The 16,033-nt window shown below is 40.5% G+C and carries 15 protein-coding genes; 1 reads left to right on the plus strand and 14 read right to left on the minus strand.

Translation table 11 applies throughout. The features are described 5' to 3' along the window. Window positions 1-21: 21 nt before the first annotated feature. From ASG89_RS16595 to ASG89_RS16655, 13 genes are all read right to left on the minus strand, one after another. Entirely contained in the window at window positions 22-1,284 is a 1,263-nt protein-coding gene (locus ASG89_RS16595) for a glycosyltransferase (RefSeq protein ID WP_082593329.1), read from the minus strand. Further along, window positions 1,236-2,168 carry a phosphotransferase gene (locus ASG89_RS16600; protein ID WP_057311818.1) on the minus strand — a complete coding sequence of 311 codons (933 nt, stop codon included), beginning with the start codon at window positions 2,166-2,168 and terminating at the stop codon, window positions 1,236-1,238. The genes ASG89_RS16595 and ASG89_RS16600 overlap by 49 nt, the downstream gene beginning before the upstream one ends. Window positions 2,169-2,199: 31 nt before the next feature. Continuing rightward, the gene (locus ASG89_RS16605) at window positions 2,200-3,378 is read right to left on the minus strand and encodes a glycosyltransferase family 2 protein (protein ID WP_057311819.1); all 1,179 of its coding nucleotides are present in this window, start codon (window positions 3,376-3,378) and stop codon (window positions 2,200-2,202) included. A 59-nt stretch (window positions 3,379-3,437) separates the two neighbouring features. Further along, complete coding sequence (locus tag ASG89_RS16610; RefSeq protein ID WP_057311820.1) at window positions 3,438-4,349, minus strand: hypothetical protein; 912 nt, start codon at window positions 4,347-4,349, stop codon at window positions 3,438-3,440. Between the two features lie 24 nt (window positions 4,350-4,373). Then, window positions 4,374-5,465 (minus strand): CDP-glucose 4,6-dehydratase, encoded by a 1,092-nt coding sequence (gene rfbG, locus ASG89_RS16615; protein ID WP_057311821.1) that lies wholly within the window; start codon window positions 5,463-5,465, stop codon window positions 4,374-4,376. 37 nt (window positions 5,466-5,502) lie between these two features. Further along, on the minus strand, window positions 5,503-6,504 hold the full coding sequence (locus tag ASG89_RS16620; RefSeq protein WP_268795629.1) for a GDP-mannose 4,6-dehydratase: 1,002 nt from the start codon (window positions 6,502-6,504) through the stop codon (window positions 5,503-5,505). A 10-nt stretch (window positions 6,505-6,514) separates the two neighbouring features. Continuing rightward, window positions 6,515-7,276 (minus strand): sugar phosphate nucleotidyltransferase, encoded by a 762-nt coding sequence (locus tag ASG89_RS16625; protein WP_057311822.1) that lies wholly within the window; start codon window positions 7,274-7,276, stop codon window positions 6,515-6,517. Window positions 7,277-7,405: 129 nt separating this feature from the next. Next, window positions 7,406-8,269 carry an FAD binding domain-containing protein gene (locus ASG89_RS16630; RefSeq protein WP_063867955.1) on the minus strand — a complete coding sequence of 288 codons (864 nt, stop codon included), beginning with the start codon at window positions 8,267-8,269 and terminating at the stop codon, window positions 7,406-7,408. Beyond that, window positions 8,263-8,730 carry a (2Fe-2S)-binding protein gene (locus ASG89_RS16635; protein ID WP_057311823.1) on the minus strand — a complete coding sequence of 156 codons (468 nt, stop codon included), beginning with the start codon at window positions 8,728-8,730 and terminating at the stop codon, window positions 8,263-8,265. Before ASG89_RS16635 ends, ASG89_RS16630 begins: the two co-directional genes overlap by 7 nt. After that, window positions 8,727-10,886 (minus strand): xanthine dehydrogenase family protein molybdopterin-binding subunit, encoded by a 2,160-nt coding sequence (locus ASG89_RS16640; RefSeq protein WP_057311824.1) that lies wholly within the window; start codon window positions 10,884-10,886, stop codon window positions 8,727-8,729. Before ASG89_RS16640 ends, ASG89_RS16635 begins: the two co-directional genes overlap by 4 nt. A 23-nt stretch (window positions 10,887-10,909) precedes the next feature. Further along, window positions 10,910-11,509, minus strand: a complete 600-nt coding sequence (locus ASG89_RS16645; RefSeq protein WP_057311825.1) for an NTP transferase domain-containing protein — start codon at window positions 11,507-11,509, stop codon at window positions 10,910-10,912. Between the two features lie 33 nt (window positions 11,510-11,542). Then, complete coding sequence (locus tag ASG89_RS16650) at window positions 11,543-11,857, minus strand: XdhC family protein (RefSeq protein ID WP_057311826.1); 315 nt, start codon at window positions 11,855-11,857, stop codon at window positions 11,543-11,545. Then, the gene (locus tag ASG89_RS16655) at window positions 11,854-12,678 is read right to left on the minus strand and encodes an XdhC family protein (protein ID WP_057311827.1); all 825 of its coding nucleotides are present in this window, start codon (window positions 12,676-12,678) and stop codon (window positions 11,854-11,856) included. The genes ASG89_RS16650 and ASG89_RS16655 overlap by 4 nt, the downstream gene beginning before the upstream one ends. A 153-nt stretch (window positions 12,679-12,831) precedes the next feature. On the opposite strand from ASG89_RS16655, the gene ASG89_RS16660 reads away from it, so the two are divergent. Continuing rightward, complete coding sequence (locus tag ASG89_RS16660) at window positions 12,832-14,856, plus strand: PQQ-binding-like beta-propeller repeat protein (RefSeq protein ID WP_057311828.1); 2,025 nt, start codon at window positions 12,832-12,834, stop codon at window positions 14,854-14,856. Between the two features lie 189 nt (window positions 14,857-15,045). Here the strand turns inward: ASG89_RS16660 and ASG89_RS16665 are convergent, their stop codons facing one another. Next, window positions 15,046-15,885, minus strand: a complete 840-nt coding sequence (locus ASG89_RS16665; protein WP_200963490.1) for a copper amine oxidase N-terminal domain-containing protein — start codon at window positions 15,883-15,885, stop codon at window positions 15,046-15,048. Between the last annotated feature and the right edge of the window lie 148 nt (window positions 15,886-16,033).

Consider the following 16,033-nt stretch of genomic DNA (forward strand, 5'->3'; position numbering starts at 1 on the left):
AAGCCATGCGGCGCCTCCAGATTAAGTCCCTTTATGCTCCTTTTGCAGGTCTAATAAAACATGTACAAAGTATACTGTTTCATTTATCCCTACCAGTTCATTTAACTGAAGCTCCAGTTCACTGTCCAACATGCTCACGATTGGCATTTTTCTTACTTGATTCTTAAGCTTATTCAGAATGGACTCCTTCTTGATTTGAATGAGTGCTAGAAAATAACTCAATAGTCTATTGTATTTACCCATTTTTTGAAGAGTATAAAGATCTTCCACAATATAGTTGAGATCTTTTTCGTCAATGGATAGAGAACCACGCAAAAATGTGGTGATGCAAGCGAGAACTATATCAATATGTGGAGGTTCGTTATACTTATCACATATATAATCAAAGCTTTTAAGAGCTTCCCCTCTCGCGTAATTCCTTGGATGTGCCTGATGGACATTTACAATATCGAGGAGTTTAAAATGACATCCAGACTTATAAAGCCGAATCCCAAGATCATAGTCCTCAAAACCCCAATTCACAATCTTTTCATCAAATAGACCGACCTCTACTACTTTGCTTCTAGGTACTGAGGAATTATTGGTGATAAAAAACCGCCAGGGTAGATGATATCCGTTTAAGTCTAATCCAAATTCTTGGATTACACTTTCTAGAGATTGGATAAATGGTGTGTCTTTTCTAAAGCTATAGTTTATGAAACTGCCATCGATAATCTTTTCACGAGGTATCACTGGTCGTACATCAAGATCCAAATCTTCGGATTGGAAGTCAAATTGATCTTTCACTTTATTAAATTCAGGGATTCTGAAATCCTCAAAATTTTTGTAATAATAGGTGAAAATCTCCATCCAAATACTTCCACAAATAACAGTATTATCATTCTGATGTGCTTCGATATGTTTTCTTACAAAACTTTTCTCCGCAATCATATCACTGTCATGAAAAATGAGGATATCTCCTGACGCCTTTATAATACCCTGGTTTCTTCCATGTGCAATCCCTTTATTTTCATCTACTCGAACCGTTTTAAGGCGGAAACTCGCTGGAAATTCGGATAGCATTATCGCAGTATTGTCAGCAGAACCATTATCGATCACGATGACTTCAAATTGATCATGTGGATAGTCCTGAAAATTTAGGGATAGCAGATTATAATAAAGACGCTCACAGGCGTTGTACGACGGTATAATAATGGTTCCTTTCACAAAGGTACACCTCACTATTAATTCTAGCATTAACCATGTTCTTGCAACACTTGTACCCCTTCGGGGGAGAATACCCATTCCACCAATTTCTGTTGCTTTGCAAACTCAAGATCTCCTTTATTAATAAAACTCCCAAAAAACAATCCGAGCTTAGCAATCATACTTGGGAGTACCCCATTTTCTTGTTCAGATAACCCTCCATAACCTTGGATGAAAGGCTTCACTAAACCTTTGCCTTTCTCTTTTAATAAGAAAAAATATAAGGCATAGGCCACATCGAAGACACGTTCCCCCCGCTGAATCGAATCAAAGTCTAATATACAGCAGACCTCGCCGTTTTCTTGGTAAAGTTGATTTCCTGGGTTCCAGTCTCCATGTAAAATCGTTGTAGGTAAATTTGAGAGAACGTCTTCTAAATGATGGGAATAGTTTAGGATCATATCATTCATCTGATAGATTTGGGCTATTTGGTGAGGCGTCCAGTTGTAAATTGGCTGCAATTTAGGCGTGTCATTGGGCACGCTCCAATTGTAAAAATGATAGATAGATTCTCTTATTGGAGGCTCTTTTTGTGCATGCATAAGTGTTTGGTGCATTTTACTAAGCATATTCCCGCTGAAGTATGCTTGCGTCGGAAGCCACTGAAAATGATGCGCATCTACGAACGGTGTTACTTCTATAAAGTACTCATTTCGGGTTGAAAAGTAGTTTCCAGCTTTATTTTGTAACGGCATTAAGGCCGGCAGATTGGATGAACGTAGAATGGAAACAGTCTCGTGTGCATAGTGAATTCGCTCCGGGTCAAACTTTTCTCGATAGATTCTAATGACATATAAGCCTTTATCCGTTTTGATCTTGATATTCGTATTTACATATCCACCTAGTTTGCCTTCTACTGAGATGAAATCTCCAATACCAAATTCTCTGCATATCGATTGGAGATCATTTAATGGATAGTCCATATAGAGCCCCCTTCGTTTTAAAAAAACCATTTTACACTTTTGATAGATAATGATGTAAGGCATAAAAAGCTTCGGGAAAATGAATCATGCCATATTTCTCTTTAAGATCTTTTACCATGTTAAAACATTTATCCGAATCGAATGGAGTAAGCTCATTTTGATTCAAATATTTATTTTTTGCATGTTGCAGCATTTCCCGAAATAGATCCAAAAGATCTTGGCAGTCATCTTGTTTCTGCATTTCGTAGATTTCTGCCATCAATACGTTTAAATGATTGGGTTCGATAATCGGTTGCATAGGTGGGAAAATAGATGCGATATCAAATAATAAGCTTAAAAGCATATCTATACTATGAATTTCATTATATTTTTCGAACCAATAATCCGTACTTAATTTAATTTCTTTAGTCGTATAATTTCGCTCATGTTCTTGATGGGAACTAATGATATCGTGTCTGACAGCAAATTCACTTCCGGATTTGTAGAGTCTATAGCCTAAGTCGAAGTCTTCAAATCCCCAGTGCGGATTATTTTCATCAAATAAACCCATTTCCAATACCTTTTTACGTTCAACGGAAGCGTTATTAGTTAGAAAAAATCTCCATGGAAAATGGTAACCCATTAAATGCTCCCCATATGTTTGAAGCGTGTCTTTTAAATAGGAAAAGAGCGAAACGTTATCAAAATCGAAGGCATAGTTAATGAACGAACCATCTTGGATCTGTTGCTCAGAAATTAGTTGATAAACATTATCGTTTACACGATGGATCTCAGGATATTGGTTGTTTAACTTTTTGAATAGCTGTTGGTGAAAGGTTTTAAAACTTTTATAATAGAAGCTGTAAATTCTTCGCCAACATAAACCACAAACCACCTTGTTTGTTATCTGATGTGCCTCTATATGCTTTCTAATGTAGTCTTTTGACGCGATCATATCACTATCATGAAAAATCAGAATATCTCCAGCAGCCTTTTCTATGCCTTGGTTCCTTCCATAAGCAATTCCCTTATTCTGATCTAGTCGTACGGTTATAAGTGGGAAGTTCGCTTTAAATTTGGAAAGCATGTCAATCGTATCATCTGTCGAACCATTATCGACCACTATGACTTCATAATCTTGTTGTAAGTAATCTTGGTACGTTAGGGAGAGCAGATTGAGATATAACCGGTGTTTTGAATTATAGGACGGGATAATAATACTTGCTTTCATTTTTCACCTTCTTCACTTCGTGGGTTGTACATGTCAGCTACCAACAAGTAAGCGGTTAGCTACCAGTATCGTTTCAAATCTTCTTCAGATGCATATCCAGTGAAAGTTGGGTCGCTTTGTTCTGTCAAATCGATTGACTCCCTGAGCTTCTGTTGATACTGTTCAAAGATGAAAGGAATATGTTTCTGGTTAAATAGCAACTCGATTTTATTTTTATTCACAATTCTTAACCCGCAATAATGATAAAAAATAAGTCTATGCTCATTTACATACACCGAATCATCAACTTCTGAGAATTGAAATTTCAAATCATTCCATATCCCAATATTGACTCCGGGGGTTGTTATATCACAACTACCGGAAAATAATTTTGGTACTTGATCTAAATATTTTTGATCACCGAAAAAACCCTCACTAGGTGAAATTACGCATCGTTCAATGCATTTCTGTTTCCACCACTTCAATGAAGCTAGACCAATTTCATCTTTTTTGAAGCTAATATAACCAGAGTTATAGTATCCAGTTACTTTTTGCATATACCGCGTAAAATTGTCACTCCATGAGGGGTTGTATTTTTCTTCTGGAGACAAGAGAACCGAGCAATCAGGTTGATTCTTGAAGATAATTGAAGGGTCATTATAAAAGTACAAATCGCAATCCAGATAGGTTAATCTAGTGGCAGTAGGATGTTTCATCATAAGATGTTCTAAGAAAATGGGTTTTAACGTCCAACAGTATTCATGGACCTTCCTTGTTTGTTTTAAAGCGATAACATCTTCCTCGAGTTCTATTTCATTAACTACGCGGAGTTCCTTCATGGTAATTTTTTTCAAAAAGGAATAGGCCTCGTCGTCAACACAAAGTACAAATAGTTCAAAATCCTCTTTTGACACTTTTTTCATCGAACCAAGCAGGGCTAGGAATTGGTATACCCTCCCCTTAGATAAAATGGAACAATATACATTGTCCATGGAACCACCTCATTCTGACTTCATTTACACATCAATTTTTAAGTTTTGATACTCGCCAATCTGCTTCATGCAAATTGCCATTATGTCATCATTTGCTTGATAAGCCTGTGACCATTCCATGACTTTATCAATGGCGGATTCGACATTCCATTTAGGATGCCAACCTAATTTCAATTTTGCTTTTGAACAATCAAGCTTTAAATAATGGGCTTCGTGCAGATGTTGGCCTTTTTCTATTTCATATGCAGCACCATTTCCCCATTTGGCGCATAGACGTTTCACAATCCACTCTACTGTTTTTCCTCCATCGTCATCTGGTCCAAAGTTCCAACCTTCGCTATACAGTGATCCATCCGCAACTAATTTTTCCGCCAATAACAGGTATCCACTTAGGGGATCCAGTACATGCTGCCACGGCCGAATGGCATAAGGATTGCGAATTTTAATTTTTTCACCCTCAGTCAAGGTTCTCAAGCAATCCGGGATTAAGCGATCAGCCGCCCAATCACCGCCGCCAATGACGTTTCCAGCCCTTCCTGTTGCTATTGCCACTCTATGAGATTCAAATTTCTCTATAGGAAAAAATGATTTGCGGTAGGCATCTGTTACTAACTCCGAACAAGCTTTACTGTTGGAATACGGATCATATCCGCCAAGTGCATCATTTTCCCGATAACCCCATAACCACTCCTTATTCTCATAGCATTTGTCCGTCGTTACGTTGATCACCGCTTTAATGGGAATGCCTTTATGGACGGCATTTCGTACGGATTCTAATAAGTTAACCGTCCCCATGACATTAGTTTCAAATGTTTCAACAGGGTTTAAGTAGGAGGCTCTGACTAACGGCTGTGCTGACATATGAATAATAATTTCAGGCTTTTCTTCTATAATAGTCGCTTGTAAAGTGTTGAGATCCCGAATATCGGCATATTGGGTAGGGACGAGTTGATCTATGTGGCATAATTCAAATAAGCTGGGAGATGTGGGAGGTCTTAAACTGTATCCAGTTACTTTCGCCTCTAATGAGGAAAGCAGTAAACATAACCAGGAACCTTTAAATCCGGTATGACCGGTGACAAGTACCTTTTTACCTTTCCAAAAATCTTTATTCATCCATGAGCACCTTCTTTATTCCTCCAAATCTTCATGTTCACTCGGATAATTCTCCTAAGTTAGTGAAGTATTCTTTATACCAGTTTATCGTTCTTATTAATCCTGTATCAAAATCAAAGATTGGTTTCCAGCCCAATAGATCTCTCGCTTTTTTGGCAGATAGATATTGCCTTTGCGGTTCATTGGTAGCTAAATTCAGAATGATTGGCTGCAAATCGCTATCCATTCCATTCAGTATTTTGGTGACGACATTTGAGATACTTAACGGATTCTCATTACTGAAGTTAAACGGTTCTCCAGCAATCCCTAAATCCTCTATTTTTTCTGCCACCCGCATCATGGCATGTACAGCATCTTCGACATACATATAGTCACGAACAAACGTTCCGTTACTCCTTATTACGGGCGATACATGATGAATGACAGAGCTAATGGTTTGAGGAATAATCCGATTGAAGTTTAAATCCCCGCCTCCAAAGATATTCCCAAATCGTGTCATACAAACAGGCAATTGGTACGTGTAAAAATAGGATTGGGCGATTAAATCTGCACAGCTTTTTGAAACGTCATAGGGATATCTCCCCTGAAGAGGGAAACTTTCATCCAATGGAAGACTGGCGTGATCACCATATGATTTTTCACTGGATGCGATAATCATTCTTTTAACTGGATGATTCCGGCAAGCTTCCAGTACATGCCATGTTCCGCGTATATTCGTTTCAAAAGTTTGAAGCGGATTCCGATTTGCTTTCCCTGCGATGGATTGTGCTGCTACATGAAAAACAGTATCGATGTCATTTTTTTCTAGAGCATGTTGGATTATCGAGAGATCCTCTAAATTTCCGTGAACCACGTTGATTTTAGAACAAAAATCCTCTTGAAACATAGCAGAGTCCAGCACTTTTCCTCTCATAAGCCCAGTAATACTGGCACCTGACTTTATCAATTCTTTTATCAAATTCCTGCCCAGAAAGCCTGTACATCCTGTAACAAACACATTGCGATCCTTCCAAAATGGTTTCATCTTACTTATCATCATTCTTGATCACTTACTTTGCCCAGAGATTCTTTCCTTGTTTCCACAGTTCGTTCAGTTCTAACACGTTTTTGTAGGTATCTGCTGCCATCCAGAATCCTTCATGAAGATACACGGCCAATTCACGATCGAGTGTCAATTTTTTTAATGACTCTTCTTCAAATACGCATGTGGTATTATTTGTCAAATATTCAAAGACTTTAGGTTCTAAAACAAAAAAACCGCCGTTAATGATCCCTTCGCTCTGTGATTTTTCATGAAAGGATTCGGCTATTCCGTTATTAACGGTTAAAGTACCGAATTGGCTGATTTTATTAACTCCTGTTACAGTCGCAATGGCTCCAGTATGTTTATGAAACTTCAGTAAATCCAATAAATTAATATCTGCTAAACCGTCAGCATAGGTAAGCATAAATGCTTCGGTTCCTACATATTTTTCAGCTAACTTGATTCTTCCACCTGTCATCGTCTCTAAACCTGTATCAAGAAATGTAATTTTCCACTTTTCTGGTTGCTGCAGCAATTGAATGCTCCCATTAGATGTATCTAATGTAAAACTATGATTTTTCCAATTATAAGTCATAAAGTATTCTTTGATCATTTCTCCCTTATAGCCGAGCAGGAGAATAAATTCATCGAAACCATATTGGTTATATCGTTTCATGATATGCCATAGCAAAGGTTTGTCTCCCACTTTGGCTAAAGGTTTGGGGACTTCATTTGTCAGCTCGCTCATCCTCGTTCCCTTTCCGCCGCAGAGGATTACTACTTTCATCCGCTTCCCCCCATTTTTATTTTGATTTTTTTATCTTATTCGGTCATTCGCTCATTGATAACGGCTTATACCTAATAACCAAAAAAAGAAAAACCGGGCAAAAACCGGTTTTCCTTCTCACAAATGCCTTCAATTAACCTTATTTTCAAGAAAATGACGCAGTATATGTAATGCAACTGATTTCCTATATACCGCCGTAGAGCGATGATCATCAATTGGTTTTAATATCTTATCGAAATCAGCAACAACCTCATCAATTAACGTATTATCCAAAGGGAACGCTGCTCCCAACAACTTTTTTTCAATATCTATGGATCGTACAATGGTCGGTCCTACAGCACCGAAGGCAAATCGAGCATCACACATCCTGTCTTCATCCCAGCGCATCGATCCTGCAAATGATATTTTTGCAATGGCATCTGCTCTTCGGTTAGCCACTTTCTCAAAAACAAAAAAAGTACGATCCTCTTGCACTTCTGGCAAAATGATGTCTGTAACGATTTCATCCTGTAATCTATCCACTCTTCTTGGTCCCAGAATAAAATCTCGAATCTCAACGACCCTTTCACCTTTAGAGGATCTCAAGCGTATTTTAGCGTTAAAAATATATAACAATGGTAACGTATCTCCTGCAGGTGATGCATTGCAAATATTCCCGCCGATCGTTCCTCTATTCCGAATAGCTGGCGCGGCAATATCCATTATTGCTTTCTTTAGTATTTTCGGTATGTGCGGGTGTTTCATCATATCGCTAAAGGAACAACATGCACCGATATGAATGTCATTATTCATCATATTTACCTGCTTTAACTCCTTTAAATGGTCGATAAAAACAATAGGTTTATCCAGCTTGGCAGGTGTCCCTCTCGGACTTTTATGCTGAACCATGACATCCGTGCCGCCCGCGATAATTTGGCATTCTTCTTTACTTAGTTGAGAGAGAGTTTCATCTAAAGTCATATATCGGTAAGATGCAATGGTTTTTGTCACCATAAGCCTTCACCCTTTTTCGCAGCTAAGTCAATCGCATCTACTATCATGTTATATCCGGTACAACGGCATAAATTCCCAGAAATACCTTCACGAATTTCTTCTTCAGTCGGATGTGGATTGTGGGATAAAAGAGCTGCGCTTGCCATCACCATGCCTGGGATGCAAAAGCCGCATTGAACGGCACCCGCTTCAGAATAGCAGTCACTTAATAGATGAAACTGTTCCGTCTTACAGTATCCATCAATGGTAATAACATCTGAGCCTTCAATGGCGCCAATGGGAATAAGACAGCTATTTTGTACAAGAGAATTGACGAGGACACTACAAGTCCCGCATTCGCCATCTCCACAGCCTTCCTTTGAACCGATTAATTGAAATTCGTCTCTTAATAGATCAATTAATCGTAGGGAGGCTGGAGCTTCCGTTTCAACTTCACTTCCATTAAGGTTAAACTTAATCAATTGCTTCCCCCCGCCTTCTTCGCCAAACTTTCGATTATCACTTCTGGCGTAACAGGAATTTGATAAAAGGGTATTTGCAAGGCATCTTCGATCGCTGCTTGTACTGCAGGCGCTCCTCCCGTTAGAGGCAATTCGCCTACACCTTTCGCGCCATAAGGTCCTCCAGCAAATGGATTATCATAGAGTTTGCTTTCAATATGAGCGACATCCATAGCCGTTGGGGGGCCATAATCTGAAATGCTTTTTTGTTGGATTTTGCCTGATTTTGATGTCATTTTTTCCATAAAACCGTATGCGATTCCTTGTACCAGGCCACCGTCAATCTGGCCTTTAACAATTTTTTCATCAATCGTTTTTCCGATATCGTAACTACCATAAATTTTCTGCACTTGAACATTTCCAGTTAACGTATCCACTTCGAGTTCTATCATATTGACGCCCCACGCATAAGCGGGATAAGCATCTCCAGAGAATGTTTCCTCATCCCAAGGAATCATTTCTTCATGAACGTAGTGTTCGACTACCTCTTGAGATACACCTGATTGCCACCCGGCTTTCAGTTTACGTGCTGCCCGTTCCAGTAATTTGCCGACAATCATCGTGGTTCTGGATGCTACAGTTGGACCCGAATCAGGAACCTCTTTCGTATCTGGATACGGAAACGAGATATCTTCGTAGGGCAGTTCTAGCTCTTGCGCTACAATTTTACTCATCGTCGTTAATGCGCCCTGACCCATATCTGAATTTGAGATCTTAATAAGAACGTGATCGTTTTCTGTTTTGGCTAACTTGACAGTCGCTTTAATATGGTCTCTTTCCCCACTGCCAGTGAATCCACAGCCATGCAAAAAGAAGGAAGCACCTATCCCTTTTTTGTAGCGTTTGTTAAGTTGGTTAAAGCTGTGGAATTCTTCTTTTTTCTTGGTGTAGTCGATGGTAAGCATTAAATCTTGGATCATATCTTCTATTAATACAGGGTCTTTAAATCTCCCGCCAGTAATGGTGGGAGCACCTTGTGTAACGAAATAGTTTCGTTTATATTCTATGGGATCTCGCTGTAACTTTTTGCTTATGTGTCCTAGAACACTTTCAATGGCTGCAAAGCTTTGCGGTGCGCCAAATCCTCTAAAAGCCCCATTGGGCACAGTATTAGTTTTCAGCGCATAGCCTTTCGCATGAAAGTGCGGTATTTGATATACGCCAGCGCTGTTTAATAAGGCCCTTTGCAAAACGACAGAGGTTAAACCTGCATTTGCCCCGCCGTCAAGAAAGAGCTCGACATTCATGCAAAGTATATTCCCATTTTCATCTAGGGCAGTTCGGTATTTGAATTTTGCCGGATGTCTTTTTGTCGTGACTTCAAAATCCTCTGCTCGCTCAAGCAGCAGCATGACTGGTTTCTTGACAACCTTAGCTGCTAGGCCAACATGACAAGCCATCATGGAAGGAAAATCTTCCTTCCCGCCAAAACCGCCGCCTGTAGGACTTTGAATCACCCTTACCTCATCATCCTCACATGCCAGTGCGCTAACTAACGACTTTTTCACATAGTAGAGACATTGCATCGACCCTTCTACTAGGATCTCATCCTCCTTATAGATCCCAAGCATGCCTTGGGGTTCCAAATAGACATGTTCTTGATAACCCGTTTCATACTCTTCTTCTACGATTTGATGCGCATTTTGTTCGATATCTTGTATCACTTCAAGCGTTTCACCAAATTCATGACTGGCGAATACACCCGTTTGATCTTTTTGCCCAATGGCTTCATCTAAAGTAAGGATTGCTTGGTATTCTTCAATATCCACTTGAGTTTCATCTACTAATTGATGCAGCATGTCTAATTTTGGTCCCACGAGCATGAATATCGGTTCACCAATATAATTGACCCATTCATTAGCAAAAATAGGCTGATCCTTATGTATCAATTTGACAAAGTTGGCCCCGGGGATGTGTTCGGCTCCAATCTTCTCATACCCTTCAGGCAATGGCGGCAACTGGATCGATCGAACTTTACCGAATGCGATAGGTGAACGATACAATACACCATACAACATAGCGTCTAGCTTCACATCGGCGATATAAGCTAATTGACCAGATACTTTCCCATCGTGATCTTTCTTTTTGACAGAGATACTAATATCCTTAGCCTGCATGGAAGCAGCACCCCTTATGGTTTTTATCTTTTCCTGCTGTATTCGTTGTAGTATTCTGTTGCTCTCTTATAATCCTCGGGAGTATCCAGATCCATCAGAACACCCGGATCTTCTACATTCACATAATTCTTTTCATAACCTTCAAGAATTTTTCGTAGATTGCTATTAGCCTTGGCCTCAAGAATGCGTGTCCTGATCTCATCGACTAATTTAATCGGGTGGCCGCCTCTCATTTGATAACTTGGAATCACAACCTTCCCTTTTTCTTTTGCGACATGCCAAATTGTTTCTTTTTGGACAAGGGGACAATCGCCAGGTGTAATAAATAAGCTGGATGCTTCCACTTCTATGCAACCTCTTTGAATGGAACTAAACATACCTTGATCAAAATTTGGATTAACCACACAGACAATATCCATGTCAAATTTGTGCTTCTTCTGCATCTCTGATGTTGCAACTGTAATCCGATCGCACTGAAATCCACTAACAACGATAACCCTTTTACATATGCCTTCAAATTTGGAAACGGTGTGTTCCAATACGGTCATTGACCCTAGTTGTAAGCTCATTTTAAAGTCATTTGCCCTACTTGAATATCCAGCCGCAAGAACGATCGCTTCCATCGCTTCCACCTTCGATTTTTAACTAATATATGCCTATATCGGCTCAATAAATACATACTGAATGCCGCCGCAGATACCACCATCTTCATAAAACAGACCTGCCGTCAGATCAACTTTGTGATGGGTGCACATCTTGGTGGCTATCACATGCATAGCTGCTTCGATGACCTCACCTTCCCCGCAGCCCCCTCCGATCGTCCCAGCTATTGTGCCATCCCCATAAATAATCATTTTGGCGCCGACCTTTCTTGGTGTAGAACCTTTCGTTCGAATCACAGTAGCCAGAGCCGCATGTGTTCCAGTTGATTTAATTTGTACGATTCGTTTCATCAGCTCAACATCACTCATTCATGCGCCACCTGCCTATTCACGATATAATGATGGATTTCTTCGTTCAGTGATTTTCCTGACTTCTGATTCTTCACCTTTAAAATTTCAGCTAGCACACTAATTGCGATCTCCTCAGGCGTTTGTGCACCAATATCTAGTCCTATTGGAGCGTATATATTCTGAAATCCGATATTTGGAAAATCCTCATGGAGCTGAGAAAATACACCTGAAATGCGTCTACGACTTCCAATCATGCCTATGTAGGGTACCGGTAGTTGCAGGATTTCACGGAGAATCGCAACATCAAACTGATGGCCCCGTGTGAGCAACAAAATATAAGGGTTATCCGTTATGTCCAAATTCCGGAAATACTCCGTATAAGGGCTACATACAACCTCGTCAGCCCAAGGAAATTGTTCGAAATTCGCAAATTGAGGCCTATCGCAAATGACAGTGATACTTAACCCAAGCTTTTTACCCATTTCCACCAAAGGCTTCGCCACATGACCCGCTCCCGCTACGATGACATGCAGCGGCTGTGGATACACGTCCACAAAATATTCAATTTCACATGACTTTATATGTGAGACGTAAGTATTTGATTTTTGCTGGGCTAACGATATCCTTGCATGTTCCAACAATGGCTGCCATTCCTCCATTGCTAATTCTTTCTCACAAAATACGTTTCCACCAGAGAAAACCAACAACTTGGTTCCGACAGTAACTTCCATTAGCTGACTATCCAAGTTTGAGTCATGAAGATTGATCCGTGTCAGTGTGATTAAAGCAACCCCTATCCGCTTTTCAATTGAGGAGATCAGTTTCTGATAAAGTTCCATGCATCTCGCCCTCTCTGGTAACGAAACTTCAATTTATAGATATATATTAGTAAACAGTTATAATTATCAGAAATTTTATTTGAGAGATTGAATAATCCTCATCGACATGAAATAATCAATCTAATATCTGTAAAATAAAGGGAGCGTGTCCAGTTGAAAAATGCTCGTTTCTTAGGCGGCCTACTCGTATTATTAATGAGTTACGGGTCTACTGTCTTACCCGTTTCTGCTCAAGTTACGATAGATCCTGTGCAGACCATTACACCGATTACGAACCTTAATCCTATCATCAAGGACCTCATAACGTTTCAGAATTCTAGCTTCGTACAATTAAAATGGAAAGCTCCGACAATCGCAATTTCGTATATCGGTACTCCCACCGTTGCTCCAGACGATACCATTTATTTCTCTTTTAACATACTAGCTGGAAACGGGATTGCGGCACATTTGCCTGACGGGACGAAAAAATGGCGAATTGCAATCAATGAAAAGATCTTAACATCACCTTCCATCGATAGAGATGGCGCCATTTATGTCGGTACAGGTCAAGTCACCGGATCAGGTAAGCTGATAGCACTTCGAGCAGATGGTTCATCGAAATGGTCTTTCACTACAGGCGATCCAGTCGCTTCTGCGCCTATTTTCGGGGCGGACGGAACCATTTATGTCGCTTCTAAGGATGGCATTCTACATGCTTTAAATCCTGTGGATGGTACAGAAATCTGGTGGCTCGATATGGAGGTTAAAGCCCAGGCGAAGCTGGTTCTTGGCCCAGATGACACCATTTATGCAACCATGGGCACGAATTCCCTATATGCGATCAAGCCAAATGGGACGAAGAAATGGATATTTCCAACGGGTGGCCTAGCAACATCGACACCTACGATCGGGCTAGATGGCACTATTTATGTCGGCGCTGATGATCATAAGTTATATGCCGTTTCACCAGTTGGAACTAAACAATGGGAATTTGATCAAGGCAGCATCCCCAATGCGCCATCTGTCGGTCAAGACGGAAGCGTTTATTTCGGATCACAAGATGGAAAGCTCAACGCACTTTTACCTAGTGGGACGTTAAAATGGCAATTCGATGCAGGCGGCACGATTACCCCGCCACTTGTCGGGGCTAATGGACTTATTTATACCAATTCTTCTGCAAATAAAGCGATTTACGCCTTAAGCCCGGCCGGCAGCATCCAATGGCAATACAAAATTGCCACAAACGAGATTTTACCATTATTCCTTGGACACGATGGTACCCTCTACGAAGTATCCACTATATTTGCTGATCAGGACGAAATTAAGTCCGAGGGCTTATTAGACATGTTTGTATTGTACATGTACGCGGTCAAAGTTCCTGTAACAGCAGTAACGATGAATAACCCCTCACTCAACCTTCAAACTGGAGAACGTGTCTCACTCAGCGCCGCGATTACACCCAGTTATGCATCCAATTACAAAATAACTTGGAAAAGCAGTAATCCAAACATTGCAACAGTGGACAGCAAAGGGCAAGTCAGTGCACTCATCCCTGGAGCAGTTACAATTACTGCAACGTCTGGAGATGGCTTAACTTCGCAGAGCAAAGTCACTGTCACAGAAGGAACAGTTCCTGCAACGCCTACTACCACAGTAGATACCGATCCTTTTACAGACACGAAAGGACATTGGGCAAGTCCTGAAATTAGCATAGCGTATGAACGTAAAATCGCGAGCGGTTATCCGGACTTCTCATTCAAGCCGAATGCAAGCATTACGCGTTCTGAGTTCACGGTGATGTTAATGAATGGTTTGAAGCCAAATGAAGCAGGTATACCGCTCACTTTTACCGATACGAACTTGGTTGAAGACTGGGCGGTAAATTCTGTCAAACAAGCCGTTCAGCTTGGACTCGTCAGCGGCTATCCCAATGGCTCATTCCGACCGACGGCCAACATTACCCATGCAGAAATGATTTCCATGGTCGTTAAAGCCTTGGGTCTACCCATAATGACAGGTATTCCAACAGGATATGCCGATGATGCCGATATTCCAGATTGGGCTAAGCCAGCGGCAGTCATATCTAGCAAAAACAATCTACTAGGCGGCACCATAGGTAATAACTTCGCCTCATCTATGCTAGCTTCCAGAGGGGAAGCCATTGCAGCCATTGTTCGAATGCTCAAAATAAAGCCATAACGAATAAAACTTCTGCTTCCCTAGCATAGACATTAGAAAATCCTTCGGTTTAATCGAGGCCACTGAAGAACTAGCCTTTCCTTCTAAGTCAGTTACCCAAAAAATCGCAAAGAAGACATCCAACCCCAATTCCTGCGGCGGATGTCTTCTTTTTTGCTTCAAAACGTTAGGTTATTTTCTTATTTTGGATTATTCTTCGTAAATGACGACGGATTGGGTTTCCGCTTCCCATTTAACAGCTGCCTTCAAGGCTTCGCTCACAAAACGAACTGGCACAACGGTACTGCCATCTTCAATCGCCGCTGCAACCTCAAGTGTCTCTTCATTCCCATTGACTGTTGCTGTCTTGCTATCAATAAACAGTTTTACAGTAATACCATCGCGTGTAACGGTAACAGAACGCTCTTCTGCGTTCCAAGTAACCGTTGCTTTTAGAGCCTCGGAAATCGCTCGGAATGGAACTAATGTGTTGCCTTCACGAATAAACGGAGCTACTTCGAAAACAGGCTCTTCACCGTTAACGTATAGTTTCACTCCTTTTTTTCCTAACTTATCGTAAAATTTGCCTAGTTTTTTGTAAGAATCAATATTCTTAATGTTTGCTAAAATAGCTTCCTTTTGTACGTAAACAGCGTCAGTTACGCTGCCATTTTGATCCAATAGATCGGCAACCACCGACAAAGCTGCGTCCTTTTCTTTTATAGCCTCAAGTTCCGCTTTCTTCTCAGCCGAAAGCTGGGTCTCATATTTGGTTAATAGCAAATCTGCAATAACAGCCCCTGCTGGCTTGTCAGCTACGTTGTTGATCGCGTTGAGCAGTCCTTTATATCCATTATGGCCTTGATTGTCATATGTATTGGATGTTACAGTCGCATCCCCATCCGCTTTTACCTTGAGATCCACATTCACTTTACCTACATCAGACTTGCCCTCATTCGAGTGGCTTGTTTCCGATTTGGCCAATGCTGAACCTGCCATTAGACTTGTTGCCAGTACACATGATGCGAGAACCATCCATCTTTTTTTCATCTCTATTATTCCTCCTCTTTAGTAACACTAAGTAATTCGGCATCAATATTGAATTTTGAGAGGGTATATTCTTAAATTAATAAAATAAAATCCATAAACTGAGCAATCCCAAGTTCTTAAATCTACCTGCCCCCTGAAAATAATTATG

Origin of the sequence: Paenibacillus sp. Soil766 (genome assembly GCF_001428105.1) — a bacterium.
Taxonomy (GTDB): domain Bacteria; phylum Bacillota; class Bacilli; order Paenibacillales; family NBRC-103111; genus Paenibacillus_E.